Below are 17,212 nucleotides of genomic sequence, written 5' to 3'. Positions count from 1 at the left end.
TGTCTCGAACCCTGATGTCGCTACCGAGCCTGGCGTCGACAGTTCACGCTTGTCGCTCTCCGGAAAGCTCAATAGTCTTAAACCAACGCCGCCCCGCCATACCGCGACGAGCCGGCGAGGGAACACTCACCAAAGGAGAACACCATGATCCGCAAAGCTCTATGGCTTTCGGCGACCTCGGCATTTCTGACGCTTTTCACCTTAAGCGGCCATGCCGAAGACCGCGTCGTCAATGTCTACAACTGGTCGGACTATATCGACAGCTCGATCATCGACGACTTCACCAAGAAGACCGGCATCAAGGTCGTCTACGACACCTTCGATTCCAACGAGATACTGGAGACGAAACTGCTTGCCGGCGGCAGCGGTTATGACGTCGTCGTGCCGAGCGCCAACTTCCTGGCGCGCCAGATCCAGGCGGGCGTCTTCCAGAAGCTCGACAAGTCGAAACTGCCCAACATCTCCAACATGTGGGACGTCATCTCCGAGCGCACCGCCAAATACGATCCGGGCAACGAATATTCGGTCAACTACATGTGGGGCACGGTCGGCCTCGGCTATAACGTCAAGAAGGTGACGGCCGCGCTCGGCACCGACAAGATCGACAGCTGGGACGTGTTCTTCAATCCGGACAAGCTGGCCAAGCTGAAGGATTGCGGCGTCTATGTGCTGGATTCCCCGGCCGACATCATTCCCGCAGCGCTGAAATATCTCGGGCTCGATCCCAACAGCACCTCGCCCGATGACATTTCAAAGGCCGAGGAAGCGTTGCTGAAGGTCCGGCCCTATATCCGCAAGTTCCATTCGTCCGAATACATCAACGCCTTGGCCAACGGCGACATCTGCATGGCGATCGGCTGGTCGGGCGACGTCTTCCAGGCGCGCAACCGCGCCGAGGAAGCCAAGCAGGGCGTCGAGATCGGTTATTCGGTGCCGAAGGAAGGCGCCCAGATGTGGTTCGACCAGATGGCGATCCCCGCGGATGCGCCGCATGTCGCCGATGCGCTTGAGTTCATCAACTACATGATGACGCCTGAAGTCATCGCCAAGTCGTCGAACTACGTGCTCTACGCCAACGGCAACAAGGCTTCGCAGCAGTTCATCGACAAGGCGATCCTGGAAGATCCTTCGGTCTATCCGGACGAAGAGACGACGAAGAAGCTGTACACGGTTGCGCCATACGATCCCAAGACACAGCGCATCATCACGCGCACCTGGACCAAGATCGTCACCGGCCAGTAAGCATTGAGACACGACCCCGGCAGCCAACTGCCGGGGTCGCTTTCCTTTGGGAATTTTTAAGAAATAACGGAGTGGGGACCATGAAATCGCTTGGCAGCATCCGCAGGGATTTCGCGCCATGGAACGACCCAAACGCCAAGCCGTATATCCAGTTCGACAAGGTCACCAAGAAGTTCGGCGACTTCACCGCCGTCAACAACCTGTCGCTGACCATCTTCGAGCGCGAATTCTTCGCCCTGCTCGGCGCGTCCGGCTGCGGCAAGTCGACCCTGCTCAGGATGCTCGCCGGCTTCGAGGAGCCGTCGGCGGGCCGCATCCTGCTCGACGGGCAGGATCTGCGCGGCATCCCGCCCTACAAACGGCCGGTCAACATGATGTTCCAGTCCTACGCGCTGTTCCCGCATATGACGGTGGAAAAGAACATCGCCTTCGGCCTCAAGCAGGAAGGCATGCCCGGAGCCGATGTCGAAAAGCGCGTCGCCGAGATGCTCAGGCTCGTCAAGCTCGAGCAATTCGCCAAGCGCAAGCCGCACCAGCTCTCCGGCGGTCAGCGCCAGCGCGTGGCGCTTGCCCGCTCGGTCGCCAAGCGGCCGAAGGTTCTGCTCCTCGACGAACCGCTCGGCGCGCTCGACAAGAAGCTGCGCGAGGAAACCCAGTTCGAACTGATGGACCTGCAGCAGGAACTCGGCCTCACCTTCGTCGTCGTCACCCACGACCAGGAAGAGGCCATGACGATGGCCGACCGCATCGCTATCATGGACAAGGGCGAGGTGATGCAGGTCGCGACGCCCGCCGAGATCTATGAGGCGCCGGCCTCGCGCTTCGTGGCGCATTTCGTCGGCAATGTGAACATGTTCGAAGGCAAGGTTGCCGAACGCACGGCAAGCACCACGCGCATCACCGGCGCGACCGGCGCTGAGATCGTCGTCGACAATGGCAGCAACGCCGCTGCCGGCTCCGACATCGTCTTCGCGATCCGGCCGGAGAAGATCAGGGTTTCCTCCAAAAAGCCGGCCGATGCCGTCAACGCGCTCGAAGGCGAGGTCTATGACGTCGCCTATCTCGGCGACATGACCGTCTACCACATCAGGCTGGACGACGGTCAGATCGTGCGGGCAAGCGCGTTGAACGCCTCGCGCGTGACCGAGGATCCGCTCACTTGGAACGACCGTGCCTGGGTCTCCTTCCGGCCCGATGCCGGCGTCGTGCTGGCCAGGTAGGAGGCTGAGATGACGGATATCGCAGCGACTGCCGCTCCATCGACTGAAACCACAACACTGCCGGCGAGGCTGGTGAAAGGCTTCGTCAACCGCCTCGTCATCATCGTCCCCTATCTCTGGCTGCTGTTCTTCTTCCTCGTTCCGTTCATCATCGTCTTCAAGATTTCGCTGTCGCAGACGGCGATCTCGATGCCTCCCTATACGCCGGTGCTCGGCTTCAAGGACGGCGTTTCGGGATTTTTCGCCGGCGTTCGCGAGCTCAACTTCGATAACTACACCTGGCTCACCCAGGACGCGCTCTATTTCAACGCCTATGTGACGAGCCTGATCATCGCCGGAATCTCGACGATACTTACCCTGATCGTCGGCTATCCGATCGCCTACGGCATGGCGCGGGCGCCGGCGACGATCCGCCCGACCCTGCTGATGCTGGTGATCCTGCCGTTCTGGACCTCGTTCCTGATTCGCGTCTACGCCTGGATCGGCATCCTGAAGCCCGAGGGCCTGCTCAACCAGGTCCTGCTCGCCACGGGCTTGATCAGCCAGCCGCTGGTGATCCTCAACACCTACACGGCGATCTTCATCGGCATCGTCTATTCCTACCTGCCTTTCATGGTGCTGCCGCTCTATTCCTCGCTGGAGAAGATGGATTATTCGCTGATCGAGGCCGCGCAGGACCTCGGCTGTCCGCCGGCCGGCGCCTTCTGGAAGATCACCTTCCCGCTGTCGCTGCCCGGCGTCGTCGCCGGCTGCCTGCTGGTGTTCATCCCGGCGGTCGGCGAGTTCGTCATTCCCGACCTCCTCGGCGGCTCGCAGACGCTGATGATCGGCAAGACGCTCTGGAACGAATTCTTCTCCAACCGCGACTGGCCGGTGTCGTCGGCGGTGGCCGTCATCCTGCTTCTGGTGCTGACCATCCCGATCATGTTCTTCCAGCAGGCGCAGGCCAAGGCACAGGAGCAGGGCAGATGAACTCGACCTGGAGCCGCTTCAACATCACCTCGATCGTGCTGGGCTTTGCCTTCCTCTATCTGCCGATCGTGCTTTTGATCGTCTTTTCCTTCAACGAATCGAAGCTCGTCACCGTCTGGGGCGGCTTCTCGACCAAATGGTACGTGTCGCTTTTCCACAATCAGGGCCTGATGGACGCCACCTGGGTGACCGCGCGCGTCGGCGTCATCTCGGCAACGGTGGCGACCGTGCTCGGCACACTGGCCGCACTGACCTTGACGCGCTTCACGCGCTTCCGCGGCAGGGTGTTGTTTTCCGGCATGGTGTTTGCGCCGCTGGTCATGCCGGAAGTCATCACCGGGCTGTCGCTCCTGCTGCTCTTCGTCGCTGTCGGCCTTGACCGTGGCTTCCTCACGGTCACGCTCGCCCACATCACGCTCACAATGTGCTTCGTCGCCGTCGTCGTGCAGTCGCGGCTGGTCTCCTTCGACCGTTCGCTGGAGGAGGCGGCGATGGATCTCGGCGCGCCGCCGGTGAAGACCTTCTTCCAGATCACCTTGCCGGTCATCCTGCCGGCGATCATCTCCGGCTGGATGCTGGCCTTCACGCTCTCGCTGGACGATCTGGTCATCGCGAGCTTCACCTCGGGTCCCGGCGCCACCACGCTGCCGATGAAGATCTACAGCCAGGTGCGCCTCGGCGTGACACCGGAAATCAACGCCGCCTGCACCATCCTGATCGCGGTGGTGGCGATCGGCGTCATCATTGCCTCGATCGCCAACAAGCGCCGCGAGATCCAGCGCCAGCTCGACGAGCAGGCCGCGCAGCGCGGTTGAGTGATAGGAGCGAGGGCGCTTTGCGCCCCGCATCTACTGGCCCGAAACGCCGGGAGCGATCGGCGATATGAACGGCGCGCTCCAGTTGCCGCCGACGAAGAACAGCGACTGGCTCGGCGGCGCGGGAGCCGGACTGGCCGCTTGGCCGTTGGCCTGGGGCTGCTGTGCCGGCTGCCCGTTGGGCACCACTCCGCCCGAAAGCGCCAGCCCGCGTCCGACATAGGAGGCGATGCCGGATAGCCAGATCTTGTATTTTTGCGAATTGATCTCGGCCTTGTCGAGGCGCGCCACTCCTTTCGAAATGCTCGCCTTGATCTCGGCGCCGTCGATCGGCAGCGAGCCATTGGCGACGTCGTCGAGCGCGAAGAAGCCGCCTTGCTGGTTGCGCTTGAGGAAGGCCGGCAGGTCGAGCCCGTTGAGCGTGCCCGGCCCGAAAGTCGCCGAGAACGATCCGTCGGCATTCTCCAAGATGGAGTTCCAGGCCTTGCCCGGTCCCTTGAGGATGATCGATACCGTCCCGGTGCCAACCGGCACCAGTCGCGTCATTCCCGCCGCTGTGGCAAAGGCTCCCGTATCCACATCCGATGCCAGGAGCCGCATCTCGACCTGCGTGCCTTCCGGCTTGCGGTCGAAACGCAGGCTGCTCTGGATGTTGCCGTTGAAGGCCGACGCGTCGGATATGTCGAAGACGGCAAGGCCGTTCTTGACCTGCGCGGTGGCCGCGACGTCGGCAAGCTGGACCGGTCCCACCGTGGCATGGGCTGCCGACAGCCTGAGGTCGAGGTTGATGCGGTCGGCGAAGCTGGTGTCGATGTCGCCGGGGCCGGCCTCGCCGGTGGGCGCGACAGGCGTGAAAGCCGACAGGAAGGATCTCAGGTCCAGCGTGTCGAAGGCGAGCGTGCCGGCTATCACCGGACTGCCCTCGGCGAAGGAGAAATCCAGCGCTCCCATGCCCGGATTGTTGTTGAGCGTGACGGTGGTGTTCTCGAATTTCGCACGCCCCGCCGACGCGTTCACCTTGCTGGCGATCGAGACCGCGCCGATAGCAGCACCGGGCGCGATGCCTGCCTGCGACCACTCCAGCACGCGCCGCAGCGACGGCGCGGCGAACTTCGCCTGGCCGTCCAGATAGGCATTGTCCGTGATCGAGGCCGTTCCGTCGAAGGAGAATGTCGCAGGCGCCGCCTTGAAGGAAAGGGTGACGGGCGCGGCTCCCCCGGCAAAAAGCACCAGCGGTTTCGTCGAGGAGAAATCGAGCTGCACGCTTTCGCCGCGCCAGATCCCGGTCGCGGTCAGCGATGCTTCGCTGTTCATCGCCTCCCAGTTCACCTGGCCGTTCAGGCTGCTCAGGACTTCGGCGTCCTTGCCGTCGACCGAAGTCACCACGCGGCCATCGCGGAACTCGACGGTGCCGAACGGATCGGACGGCAATTTGCCGAGATCCGGCTTCTGCGGGTTGGCGGTGACCACGCCGCGCGCGGTATCGATCGAGCGCGTGATGCGCCCCCCGGTCGGAAGCGGCGGCAGATAGAAGCCGCTCGCCATGCGCTGGACCCTGATCGTCGGGCGCACCAGCCTCGCGGTCGAGAAGGCGACGTTGCCCTGCAAGGCCGCCATGGCGGACAGATCGACTTCCACGCGATCGGCCTCGACCACCGGCGGCGCGTCGGTCTCGGTCCATTGCGACAGCGTCACGTCGCTCAGGATGGCGCGGAACTTCGGCCACACCTCGATGCGCGGCGAGCCGTCGATCGTCACCCTGAAGCCGCTCCAGGCGCTCAATTCCCAGGCGATGCGGTCGCGCACGATGCGGGTCGAGGCAATCAGCGGCAGCGCCGCGACCGCGAGCGTGATGACAAGCACGGCAAGGCCGATCGCCCACACCCCGCGCCGGATCAGAGATGATGGCATTTCGCCCCGTATGCTTTCATTGCCGACAAAATCGCCCGACGGGTGTAACCGAGCGCCGACGCTTTTCAAGTCTTTATGGCCTTGCGATGGCATTTGCGCAGCGACAGCCGTGGCCCGTCCGAACAAAATCTTGCTCTGCTGCGCTGCAATATGCATAAGCGGTCTGCACGATCCCGATCCGCAATCGCGCGCCGTTTCTGGGACGATGGCAGATGCGACGATGAGCTTAATTGGCTCGAACGCGACGCGCTTTGGGAGGAGCGATCATGGCTGCCGACACACCTTTGTGGACCCCGACGCAGGAGCGGATCGACGCAGCGCCTTTAACCGCGTTCATGAAGGCCGCGCAAGCGAAGGCCGAGTTGTCGTTCTCCGGCTATGCCGAACTCCATCGCTGGTCGATCGACGACCGCGAAGCCTTTTGGAGCCTGGTCTGGGATTTCTGCGGGCTTGTCGGCGACAAGGGCGAGCGGCACCTCGTCGACGGCCAGAAGATGCCCGGCGCCAGCTTCTTTCCCGACGCTAGGCTCAATTTCGCCGAGAACCTTTTGCAGAAGACCGGCGGCGGCCCGGCCATCGTCTTCCGCGGCGAGGACAAGGTCGAGCGGCGGCTCTCCTGGAACGAGCTCCATGCGCTGATTTCGCGGCTGCAGCAGCTCTTCCTGTCGCTAGGCGTCAAGGCCGGCGACCGCGTCGCCGCCATGATGCCGAATATGCCCGAGACGATCGCGGCGATGCTGGCGGCAAGCTCGATCGGCGCCGTCTGGTCGTCATGCTCTCCCGATTTCGGCGAGCAGGGCGTGCTCGACCGCTTCGGCCAGATCGAGCCGGTCGTCTTCATCGCGCCGGACGGCTATTGGTACAACGGCAAGGCGATCGAGGTGGCCGACAAGGTGCGCGCCGTGGCCGAGAAGCTCTCGAGCGTGCGCAAGGTGCTCATCGTCGACTATCTCGGCACCTCGAGCGATGTCGCCGCCACCATCGACAAGGCAGCCGCGCTCGAAGAGGCGCTTTCGCCCTTTGCCGCCAGGACTGTCAGCTTCGAGCGGCTGCCCTTCGCCCATCCGCTCTACATCCTGTTCTCCTCGGGCACGACCGGCATCCCGAAATGCATCGTGCATTCGGCCGGCGGCACGCTGATCCAGCACGTCAAGGAGCACCGGCTGCATGCCGGCCTGCTCGACGGCGATCGCCTGTTCTATTTCACCACCTGCGGCTGGATGATGTGGAACTGGCTGGTCTCGGGCCTCGCCTCGGGTGCGACGCTTTTGCTCTATGACGGCTCGCCCTTCTACCCCGACGGCAATGTGCTGTTCGATTTCGCCGATGCCGAGAAGATGACCTATTTCGGCACCTCGGCCAAATTCATCGATTCGGTCCGCAAGGCCGGTCTGAAGCCGATCGCGAGCCACGATCTGTCGAGCGTGCGCACTATCTCCTCCACCGGCTCGCCATTGTCGCCGGAGGATTTCCGCTTCGTCTATGACGGGATCAAGAAGGACGTGCATCTGGCCTCGATCTCGGGCGGCACCGACATCGTGTCCTGCTTCGTGCTCGGCGTGCCGACCGAGCCGGTCTGGAGCGGCGAGATCCAGGGCCCAGGCCTTGGCCTGGCGGTCGACGTCTGGGACGACGACGGCAAGCCGATCCGGCAGGAGAAGGGCGAGCTTGTCTGCACCAGGGCCTTCCCGTCGATGCCGATCGGTTTCTGGAACGACCCCGAAGGCAAGAAATATCACGCGGCCTATTTCGAGCGTTTCGACAATGTCTGGTGCCATGGCGACTTCGCCGAATGGACGGCCCATGACGGCATGATCATCCACGGCCGGTCCGACGCCACGCTCAATCCGGGCGGGGTCAGGATCGGTACGGCCGAGATCTACAACCAGGTCGAGCAGATGCCGGAAATCCTCGAGGCGCTCTGCATCGGCCAGGATTTCGACAACGACGTGCGCGTCGTGCTGTTTGTGCGGCTGGCTGCTGGCGTGACCCTCAACGAGGATCTGGAAAAGCGCATCCGCGCCAGGATCCGCACCGGCGCCAGCCCGCGTCACGTGCCGGCCAGGATCGTCGCCGTCACAGACATCCCGCGCACCAAGTCGGGCAAGATCACCGAGCTCGCGGTGCGCGACGTGGTCCACGGCCGCACTGTGAAGAACAAGGAAGCGCTCGCCAATCCCGAGGCGCTGGAGCTGTTCCGCGACCTGCCGCAGCTTGCGGGCTGACGGCATGCCGTGGTTAACGAAATCTGTCCGGCGAATTTACCTAGATTTCACGGGTGGTACACATTCGTAAATTTTTTTGGCACCCGGTAAGGACTTGTTAAGGGACGACCCCGATAGTCGCGTGTAACTTGAGGGAGAAATCCCGTTCCTCGTCCCTGAGGTTCAGCTCAAGCCCCCGTTGTGACAGCATCCCATTTCTCAAGGCGTCCTCCAGGACGCCTTTTTCTTTGGCGCGGCTCGTCGGCAGGTTACTCCGCGAGCACGCGGGTCGATGGGAAGGCGACCTCGACCAGGGTTCCTTCGCCAGGCGTCGAGGTGATGGCGAAACGGGCGCGGTTCGCCTCCACCATGGCCTTGGTGAGGGGCAGCCCAAGGCCAGTGCCGTCGCCGCGTCCGCGCTTCAAAGCATTGATCTGCTTGAACGGTTTCAGCGCCTGCTCGATCTCGGCCTGGGTCATGCCGATGCCGGTGTCGCGCACGCGCATGACGACATCGCCAGAGGCTTCGTAAGCGGTCGAGACGATCACCTGGCCGCCGGCCTGGGTGTAGCGGATGGCGTTGGACAGGACGTTCAGGGCGATCTGGCGCACGCTTCTCAGGTCCGCCACCACTTCCGGCAGCCGCGAGGCGAAGCTGGAGCGGATGATGACGCGTTCGCGATTGGCCTGCGGCTGCATCATCGCCACCGTCTCGGCCAGCGTGTCGTTGAGCGACACCGCCTCGTAATCCATCTCCTGCTGGCCGGCCTCGATCTTCGAGATGTCGAGCAGGTCGTTGACGAGGTCGAGCACATGGTTGCCCGAGCGGTTGATGTCGCGCAGGTAGTCGCGATAGCGGTCGTTGGTGATCGGGCCGAATTTCTCGTCCACCATCAGCTCCGAAAAGCCGATGATGGCGTTGAGCGGGGTGCGGATCTCATGGCTGATGCGGGCCAGGAAATCCGTCTTCTGCGAGGAGGCGCGCTCCGCCACCGCGCGCGCTTGCGTCAGGTCTTCCTCGGCACGCTTCCATTGCGTGATGTCGCGCACCACGGCGCAGAAGCCGCTGTCGTTGGGCAACCGGCCGATGGTCATGAACAGCGGAATGAAACGTCCCTGCGCCTCGCGGCCGATGACCTCGCGACCGTCATTCAGGACGCTCGCCACCCCCGGCTCCGAAAGGCCGGCGAGATAGTCGCGCGCCGCGCGCTGGCTCTCGATGGCGAACAGCGAGGCAAAGGGCTTGCCGGCAACCTCGTCGCTGTCGAAACCGAACAGCGCCTCCGCCGGCCGGCTGATCGAGCGGATGTCGCCGTCGCGGCCGATCAGCACGACGCCGTCCGTGGCGGTGTCGATGATGGTGCGCATTTCCGCAATGCGCGACTTCAGTTCCGGCACGTCCGGCTGCAGCGCCGGTTCGTCATTGGCGGCGGTGAAATGCGCCGCGTCGTCCTCGCCGGAACGCCGCACCACCAGCATCAGCGCCTTGCCGCCGCGCCACGGCACTGAGCGCAGCAGCGCATCGATCGGGAATTCCTGGCCGTTGCGGGTCTTGAGCTTCAGCGAGTGGTCGCTTTCGTCCGCCGTGGTGTCCTCGGCATATGGATCGGCGAAGAGCGCGCCCAGGCCGCCCGCATCCGCGAGGTCGTCCAGCGCACCGTAGCCGGTGAGTTCGAGGAAGGCTTCGTTGGCATAATGCAGCACGTCGCCCGAATGGATGAGCAGCGGCACCGGCAGCCTGGCGAGGATGGGTGTATCGGGCGCCTTGGGTTCCTCTCCGGTCGAAAAAGCGGACGGTACGAAACCCGACAGTTTGAGCGGCGGCACGTCGAGGCGCGGCCGCGCCGGCGCTGCCGCTTCCGGCTGTTCTTCCGCTGCCGCCGCGGTATTCGCGTCGGAGCCTGCCCAATCCTCATTGTCTTGCGCGTCGCGGAAATCGTCGGCGGTCATGCTGTCGTCGTTGGCCGTCGCATCGAGGCCGGACTGCCCGGCCGCGACCGGCTCTGCCTCAGGCTGTTCGACCGGCTGCCGCGGTTCCGTGGAAGCAGATTCGTCGGCCTGACGGGTGCCCTCTGCCTGCTCGGGCTGGGAAACCGGCGCGACGCCGGCGTCTTCCGTGGGTTTCTCGCCATCGGCATAGTTGAGCAGCGAGCCGGAAACCGCCGAGGTCTCGGCCTGGCCGGTGTCGTCTGCCTCGGCGGCGCCATCGATGCCATCGAGCCGCGCCAGGTCTTCCTGGTCTTCCGCTTCGGTCTCCGCTTCCGCGGTCTCCGCATCGGCCTTCGCGTCATCGGCTTCCGGGGCTTGCGCTGCGGATGCCAAGCTCGCTTCCCGCTCGGAACCGTCGTCCGCCGCTGTGCCGGGCGCAAGCGGCTGGTTTGCGTCGGCCCTCGCTTCGTTGGCCGGTTCCTTCACCGTCGCCGCGCCCTCGCCGGCGGCGGCCGCATCTGGCTGCTTGTCGGCTTCGGCGGCGCGTTCCTCGGCAGGGGCGGAACTGTCCTTGCGCAGCCGCTCGCCGATCTCGCGGAAGGCGCTGCGCTCGAGGATCGACAGGCTCCTCGGATTTGCCGGCGTGTCGCTTCCCGGCTGCTTGTCGTTGGCCGGCTGGCGATGCTCGGCCAGCCTTATCACCTTGTCGGCAAAGCGCCGCTCCGGCTTCGGCACGATGGTCAATGCCGGCACTTCGCCCTGGAAGGGGTCTTCAGACTTCGGCTGTTCGGTCTGTTCCGAGCCTGGCTGCTCGACCGACGGCTCGGCCCCGGCGGCAGCGGCTCCGGCTGGTGCGGCATTCGGCACCAGGGCCATGCCAAGCGCCTCCGGATCGGCCACGGCGTCGGCGCTGCGCGCGACGCCGAAGCCGCGAAACCCCTCGAAGGCGCGGCTGCGGCCATAGACGGGCAGCGCCGCCAGATCGACGGGGATCTTCAGGCCGGTTCCGGCCACCGGCCACAGCACCGAGCGGCCGGACCAGGTATCGCGCCGGTCGAGCAGGCCGGCGATCTCGCCCGAGGCGTCGAGGCCGAAAGTGGCTGCAACATCCTTGAAGCGGCGGCCGATCACATCGGCGGCAGGCTGGCCGACGATGTCGGCGAATTCGGGCGACAGCGCGCTGAACCGGCCTTCGGCGTCGGTGCGCCAGACGAAGCGCAATGGCGGCGCGGAGCGGTCGATGTCGCGGGGCGGGGTCGGCTGGGCGGGTGTGGCGGTTTCGCGTGCGGCGGTTTCGCCGCCATCCTGCCCTTGACCTTTGGCCGTGGCGGCGCCCTCCGGTGCGTCCTCGGCCGGCGCTGCCGGTTGAGCATGTCCGGTGTCCTCGTTGCCGGCATTGAAGTACCAATGATCGTGCTGGCCGGCGCGGGCATCGGCGGCCTGCCGGCTGGTGTCGGCGGCGTCGGCCTGATGGTCGGTCCGGGTAGACCGCTGGCGCGCCAGGGTCCGGCTCTTTGCGTCGCCGTCGGGAGCCTCCGGCGTTGGCTCGGCCCCTTCGCCAGCCGCCACGATAGGCATTGGGTTGTCCTGGACGGGCTGAGGCTCGGGCTCGATTGCCGGGCTTTCACCTGGCGGCGGGGCGCTAACCGCCTCGGGCGCCGCAACTTGCTGATCGCCGGTCTGATCGCCCTGGTCGGCGACCGGCTGATCGTCTTGGCCGCCACCGGAGTCGTCGAGTTGGTCCTCGTCGATCACCACCAGCAGATGGCGCGTATCGGTGAGCCGTGCAAACCCGGCCGGATAGGAGGTGTTGGTGCCCGGCACGAGGCGTTTGACGACGCGGTCGCCGCTGCTTGCCACATCCGCAACCAGGGCAGCCAGTGTCCGCGGCTCTATGCCGAGCGCCGCAAAGCCGTCCGAGGCTGCTTCGACATCGCCTTGGGCATCGACGAAGGCAATGAAATGCCCGGCCTCGGTAAAGCCGCCGATTGCACGGCTGGCGATTTCGCCGGTGCTGCGCGAACTGATCTGCGCCGCCGGCACCGCCAGCATGATTGCCGTCTCGCCGTCCGGCATCGTCACGGCGCTGGCCAGGAAGCCGGCTGCGCGGCTCACCATGCCGGTGGCCAGCCTCACAGTGATGGCGCGATCGCTGCCGATGTCGGGAAAGCCGCTGGTCGCCATGATCTGCCGGCGCGCGACCAACGGCAGCCGCGCCGAGGCGCCGATGATGGCCTCGATATCCGGATAGCCGAACATCGACGCTCCCGGTCCGTTCGCCCAGATCACCTGTTCGAGGTCGGTCGATAAAATGGCCAGCGCGTCGCCGGCGGCAAAGCGCTGGCGCACCGCGTCGAGTACGGCAACGTCGAGGAAGGAGTAGTTTTCAGGCGGCATGCGCTGGCCAACCCTCCGGAGCGGGCATTTTTTCAGTTAACGCTTTGTTAATAAAAGCCTGTGGCCCCAAGGTCCACAAGCCTAGGCTTGCATGGGTCGAAATCTCTGGGCTCTTGGTTAACGGCCCTATAGCTGACGTCGGGGAAGATTTTATGGTGCGGTGCAACAAAGATATTGCAATGCACAAAAAACCCTTTATATTGCCATCATACATGAACGAGACGGCTTTCTGTCAAAGCCGCTGCCCCGAAAGGTTGGAAAATGTCCAAGACCACTGCCAAGACCGCCGAGACCATCGAAAACGTCGAATTCCCGAGCTTCGATGCTTCCAAGGCCACCGACCAGATCCGCGCCTTCGCCGAGAAGGGCGTCGAGCAGTCGAAGGAAGCCTATGCCAAGCTGAAGACCGGCGCCGAGGAGACCCAGAAGGTTCTGGAGTCGACCTACGAGACCGCCAAGACCGTTTCCAGCGACGTTTCGCTGAAGGCCATCGCCGCGCTGCGCGCCAATGCCGAGGCCAGCTTCTCGCACCTCGAAGCGCTGGTCGGCGCCAAGACCCTTTCGGAAGTCGTCGAGCTGCAGACCTCCTTCCTGCGCAAGCGCGTCGAAATGGCCGTCGAGCAGGCCAAGGAGTTCCAGGCCGTTACCACCAAGGCGGTCGAGGACGTCTCCAAGCCGGTAAAGAGCGCCTTTGAGAAGGCGATGAAGGACGCCAAGGCTGCCTGATTTTCGCGCACAACCCTGCGATGCATCAAAACGTCGCATTTCGTCAGACAAATAGTCGTGCGATAGGGTTGAACAACCAGATACCCGGGGATGGAACCTCCTCCCTCCGTTTCCGGGGTGACCAGCCAGCACCTCCTCCCGCTGGCTCGTAACAGGAAAGGGCCGGCACCTCCTCCCGCCGGCCTTTTCTTTTGCCTTGACAACGGCGGATGAGGAAACCCGTCCTTTCCCTTATCAAAGCCCTTGAATTAGAATCCGATAGCCCGTATTTGACGCATCGCCGAACGACAGAGCGGATCGCGGAGAAAGAAGCTTCCTCGATCCAGCTTAGGCAGGCGTGCCGTTGTAGCTCAGCTGGTTAGAGCGCCGGATTGTGGATCCGGAGGTCGCTGGTTCGATCCCAGCCAACGGTACCATCGGGCTATTCGCTAAATCACTTATTTTGCTGACGAATTTCCGATTGTCGCTTCTGTCCACCTTCCAACGTTTCCTGCTCCTCGACCTGGCTTCCCCACACATGGCTCCGTTACATGAGGCCGGAATGCCTGCGATCGATGCATGCGGTAAACGGCGGCAACGGCGTGCATACAGGACGGTTTGCGGATCAGATCACCGCTTCGAGCTTTTTGCAGCCGTCAAACGGTTGTCGCTCGTTCAGTTGATACGGCAATTTCAATAGCCGGCGGGTTAAGGGGCGGCCCAGCAGGCGCGGGGGTGACTTGGACAGCCGCTGGGCCTGACCAGCGTTTTGGGCGGCGCTGGCTAGAACGACCTTTAGTCCCCATTCATGAAATTGCTAATTTAGCCAAAAGGATGCTTTGTCGCGTTAGTCTCGGCTCGGCCAAGGCTACTTGAATTCCTGCGCAAACAATGAGCGCCAGCAGCCAAGGTTTGTGCCTTGGATTACGTCTGACTAATGCGTGTCGCGCAAAAGTGTGCAGCGGTTTTGCGATAACGACATGCATGAAAACAAAGCCCTAAAGCGCGTCGCCTGAATCCGCTTCAGCGCGACGCGCTTTTAAGTCGCGTCCTGCCTATATCGGCGTGCACGCAGCGTGGGCAATGCGTTCTCTGACAAATAGACCAGAGCGGACCCAGCGAATCCATTGTCACGGCCAAGCTACCCGCCGCGTTCCGCATGACGAGGGAACCGTCAAGTCAGGCATAGACCTGCCTAAGCGAGGACTTGCCTACTTCCGAAACCGGCAACGGGAAAGCTTCGACCTGTCCCCCGGTCTTGTCCAGATACTGCATCAACGCCGTGACCAGGTGGTAGAAGATGCTCGCGGGGACCTCCGTCGCCACTGACCTTCCGCGCTCATCAATCCTGTCGACCCATAAGCCAAGCGGTGCGGGATCGATATGCCATCTGAAGAGCCGGGCGACGCGCGCTTCGATCTCGGGTTTCAAATCAGGCCCGCCAATACCATCAAGGGCAACTGCCGCCTTGATCGCCTCGCATTGCGGCCAGCTTCGCGAAAGCCGGTCGAGGGGCAGTCCGTGGCGCGAGACGGCTGCATAGGCCAGACCCGTGGCCCGGTTCAAACCGCTGGCAACCGCCGAGGAATAGAGCTTTCTCGCATATGCTACCAAGTCCTTCTGGCCGCTCGCCCGCGCGAAATCGACGAGGAGAGAGGCCCATTCGAAATGGTGCCCTGGTTCGGTCCACTGTCCATCGTCCCCCGGCAACGGCAGCCAATCGACGTCGAAGCGTTCTCCAACTGTCCAGCTCTCCTGGTCGAAGAAATGGCATCGGAAGAGATCGATGACGCGTGCCGCGCGACGCAGATATGCGCGCTCGCCCGTGACCCCATGCCAGGCAAGGAAGGATTCCAGCATGTGCATGTGCGGGTTCGAGAACCGCGCCCCGCTCCAGACGGGGCTCTCGAGGAAGCCGTTCAGGCTGCCGTCCTCGAGATGCGTGTCGATGAAATGAAATGTCTCTTGTGCAAGCCGCAGGGCGTCCTGGTGGCCGCATCGATGAGCATGGGCAAGCGCCAGCAGCACGCAGGCTTGGTCGTAGGCATCCTCCGCCGGGTCAGCCACGCTGCCGTTGCAATTTAGGGTGCGTACCCAGCCGCCGCGGTCGGTGCGACCGTATTTCGCGATGAAGTCGATTCCGTGGTTGATAAGTTTGTCGGCGGGTCCAGGCCAACCGCGTTCCTTGGCCACCGCGAAGGCGTAGATCTGACGAGCCATCGTCCGCGTGCGCTTGGGCTTGCGTAGCGGCCTCGCGTCAAAACCGAGCGACTCATGGAATCCGCCATACACGTCGTCAACGCCTGCAGTGGACCACACCGGCAGGGTTTCGTTGAAAAGCCAGTGCTCGACGCGCTTGCGCCATGACCCGCTGACGATGACCCGGTCTTCCGACGCTGTTAACTTGGTCTCGAGTCGTCCGCTCTTCTCCAACTGTTCGACAACCTTCTTGACGTTCTGGCTGTGGCTGACGGGGGCGACGAATACCGCGTCTGGCGTTGCCACCACGGCTACATCCTTCATTCCAATGACGGTCAGCAGCCTGCCCTGGCTTCGAAGGTAGGAGCTGCTGCAGTCCATCGCGACGACGTCCCCCATCACGACGTTGCCGTCGCTGTCGGTCGGGCTGGCTTCGAGCAGCGACTGCCACGATCCAAGATCATTCCAGCGGAAGGAGGCCGTAACCATCGCGGTGTCGTGGGCATGCTCCATGACGGCGTAATCGATCGAGGTCGACGGGACAGCCGAGTAGAAACTCTGTGGCAGGTAGATGCCCGAAACGTCGTCCCGTGCGGTCTTATGGGCCCGTTCGGCGCTGTCCCAGATGTCTGGCCGGAACTCGAGAAATGCTCGCCGCATCGTGTCTGCGCGAAACAGGAAGATGCCGGCGTTCCAATAGAACCTTCCCGACGACGCATATTGGCGAGCTGTCTCGGCATTGGGCTTCTCGACAAAGCGCGCAACGGCGGCCACGCCGTCGGCATTTGCCGCAACCTCGATGTAACCGTACCCGGTTTCCGGATGTGTCGGCCTGATGCCGAATATGACAAGGCGTCCTGACTCGGCCACAGGCCGGCCCACCTCGACCGTTTCCCAGAATTGCGCCTCGGTTGATATCTCATGATCGGAGGGGACCACGAGCACAAGCGCGTCGCCGCCATGCTCGAAGATCGTTTGCAGGGTGGCTATGGCGACTGCCGCGGCGGTATTGCGGCCAACCGGCTCGAAAATCGGTCTGCCGCCGTCCAGGCCGAGTGGACCGATGTCGGAAATAACGCGATCCGCATGCCGCTCGGACGCTATCAGGTAGATTGGGGTCTCACCTTCGGGCCGGGCCTTGAGACGCCGGACGGTCTTCGCAAGCATGGATCCGTCGCCGGAAAGGTCTTGGAATTGCTTGGGATTGTCTTCGCGCGAGAGCGGCCAAAGCCGTGAACCAACGCCCCCGCTCATGACAAAACATACGATCCGGCCCGGCATGGTCCAGTTCCTCTCAGAATGTCTGATTGTAGGCGCCGATTTCTGGATTGCGGCACAGGACAGAATCGAGAGCCCGGAACGCCACGGAATGACCGCGGAAGTCATGGACGATGTCAGGGCCTACGCCCATTCGATGGATCATGGTGCCGGGCCCCATGCCGAGCGCCTGTACCTCCATCAAGTTGCGCTCGGGCCCTTCCTCGGAGCCCGGATGCCCGAACCACCAACGCGCGTCGTATTCGCGGAAGCCAGTGGCCCTGATGAGAGCACTGGTTTCGAAAGCGACTGTGTTCGACTTGGCCTGGCCGGCTATGTTGAGCGTCACGGTTTCTGATCCG

General features: G+C 63.4%; 9 protein-coding genes, 1 tRNA gene and 1 pseudogene. 7 read left to right on the top strand and 4 right to left on the bottom strand.

What is annotated here, in order from left to right; all coding sequences use genetic code 11:
• The first annotated feature begins 144 nt into the window (after positions 1 to 144).
• The 4 genes from FJ417_RS05150 (at position 145) to FJ417_RS05135 (ending at position 4,249) form a co-directional block, all read left to right on the top strand.
• The gene (locus tag FJ417_RS05150; RefSeq protein WP_140655374.1) at positions 145 to 1,242 is read left to right on the top strand and encodes a polyamine ABC transporter substrate-binding protein; all 1,098 of its coding nucleotides are present in this window, start codon (positions 145 to 147) and stop codon (positions 1,240 to 1,242) included.
• Between the two features lie 80 nt (positions 1,243 to 1,322).
• Positions 1,323 to 2,462, top strand: a complete 1,140-nt coding sequence (locus FJ417_RS05145) for an ABC transporter ATP-binding protein (RefSeq protein WP_140655377.1) — start codon at positions 1,323 to 1,325, stop codon at positions 2,460 to 2,462.
• Between the two features lie 9 nt (positions 2,463 to 2,471).
• Positions 2,472 to 3,434: an ABC transporter permease subunit gene (locus FJ417_RS05140; protein WP_140782714.1), complete on the top strand. Its 963-nt coding sequence runs from the start codon at positions 2,472 to 2,474 to the stop codon at positions 3,432 to 3,434.
• Positions 3,431 to 4,249, top strand: a complete 819-nt coding sequence (locus FJ417_RS05135; protein ID WP_140643701.1) for an ABC transporter permease subunit — start codon at positions 3,431 to 3,433, stop codon at positions 4,247 to 4,249. The genes FJ417_RS05140 and FJ417_RS05135 overlap by 4 nt, the downstream gene beginning before the upstream one ends.
• A 33-nt stretch (positions 4,250 to 4,282) precedes the next feature.
• Here the strand turns inward: FJ417_RS05135 and FJ417_RS05130 are convergent, their stop codons facing one another.
• Positions 4,283 to 6,160, bottom strand: a complete 1,878-nt coding sequence (locus FJ417_RS05130) for an AsmA family protein (RefSeq protein ID WP_140782713.1) — start codon at positions 6,158 to 6,160, stop codon at positions 4,283 to 4,285.
• Between the two features lie 266 nt (positions 6,161 to 6,426).
• Here FJ417_RS05130 and FJ417_RS05125 point away from each other — a divergent pair, with 266 nt between their 5' ends.
• The gene (locus FJ417_RS05125) at positions 6,427 to 8,385 is read left to right on the top strand and encodes an acetoacetate--CoA ligase (RefSeq protein WP_140782712.1); all 1,959 of its coding nucleotides are present in this window, start codon (positions 6,427 to 6,429) and stop codon (positions 8,383 to 8,385) included.
• A gap of 248 nt (positions 8,386 to 8,633) precedes the next feature.
• Here the strand turns inward: FJ417_RS05125 and FJ417_RS05120 are convergent, their stop codons facing one another.
• Positions 8,634 to 12,689, bottom strand: a complete 4,056-nt coding sequence (locus FJ417_RS05120) for a PAS domain S-box protein (RefSeq protein ID WP_140782711.1) — start codon at positions 12,687 to 12,689, stop codon at positions 8,634 to 8,636.
• A 261-nt stretch (positions 12,690 to 12,950) separates the two neighbouring features.
• Between FJ417_RS05120 and FJ417_RS05115 the strand changes: the two genes are divergently transcribed.
• Complete coding sequence (locus FJ417_RS05115) at positions 12,951 to 13,415, top strand: phasin (protein WP_140655391.1); 465 nt, start codon at positions 12,951 to 12,953, stop codon at positions 13,413 to 13,415.
• A 339-nt stretch (positions 13,416 to 13,754) separates the two neighbouring features.
• Positions 13,755 to 13,831: transfer RNA gene (locus FJ417_RS05110), tRNA-His, on the top strand.
• Positions 13,832 to 14,573: 742 nt separating this feature from the next.
• Here the strand turns inward: FJ417_RS05110 and FJ417_RS05105 are convergent.
• Together FJ417_RS05105 and FJ417_RS05100 are read right to left on the bottom strand one after the other, a co-directional pair.
• A complete protein-coding gene (locus FJ417_RS05105; RefSeq protein WP_140782710.1) occupies positions 14,574 to 16,874 on the bottom strand; it encodes a mannose-1-phosphate guanylyltransferase/mannose-6-phosphate isomerase in 2,301 nt (766 codons plus the stop codon).
• Positions 16,875 to 16,929: 55 nt separating this feature from the next.
• A pseudogene (locus FJ417_RS05100) lies at positions 16,930 to 17,199 on the bottom strand (phosphomannomutase/phosphoglucomutase); the annotation flags it as partial.
• Positions 17,200 to 17,212 lie beyond the last annotated feature (13 nt).

This window comes from Mesorhizobium sp. B3-1-7 (genome assembly GCF_006439385.1).
GTDB lineage: Bacteria > Pseudomonadota > Alphaproteobacteria > Rhizobiales > Rhizobiaceae > Mesorhizobium.
This window is presented reverse-complemented; position numbering and strand designations above follow the sequence as displayed.

What these genes read in the sequence shown, in the direction of transcription:
- FJ417_RS05130 (WP_140782713.1), bottom strand. Translation starts at nt 6,160, where the DNA reads ATGCCATCATCTCTGATCCGGCGCGGGGTGTGGGCGATCGGCCTTGCC.
- FJ417_RS05140 (WP_140782714.1), top strand. Translation starts at nt 2,472, where the DNA reads ATGACGGATATCGCAGCGACTGCCGCTCCATCGACTGAAACCACAACA.
- FJ417_RS05120 (WP_140782711.1), bottom strand. Translation starts at nt 12,689, where the DNA reads ATGCCGCCTGAAAACTACTCCTTCCTCGACGTTGCCGTACTCGACGCG.
- FJ417_RS05125 (WP_140782712.1), top strand. Translation starts at nt 6,427, where the DNA reads ATGGCTGCCGACACACCTTTGTGGACCCCGACGCAGGAGCGGATCGAC.
- FJ417_RS05145 (WP_140655377.1), top strand. Translation starts at nt 1,323, where the DNA reads ATGAAATCGCTTGGCAGCATCCGCAGGGATTTCGCGCCATGGAACGAC.
- FJ417_RS05105 (WP_140782710.1), bottom strand. Translation starts at nt 16,874, where the DNA reads ATGCCGGGCCGGATCGTATGTTTTGTCATGAGCGGGGGCGTTGGTTCA.
- FJ417_RS05135 (WP_140643701.1), top strand. Translation starts at nt 3,431, where the DNA reads ATGAACTCGACCTGGAGCCGCTTCAACATCACCTCGATCGTGCTGGGC.
- FJ417_RS05115 (WP_140655391.1), top strand. Translation starts at nt 12,951, where the DNA reads ATGTCCAAGACCACTGCCAAGACCGCCGAGACCATCGAAAACGTCGAA.
- FJ417_RS05150 (WP_140655374.1), top strand. Translation starts at nt 145, where the DNA reads ATGATCCGCAAAGCTCTATGGCTTTCGGCGACCTCGGCATTTCTGACG.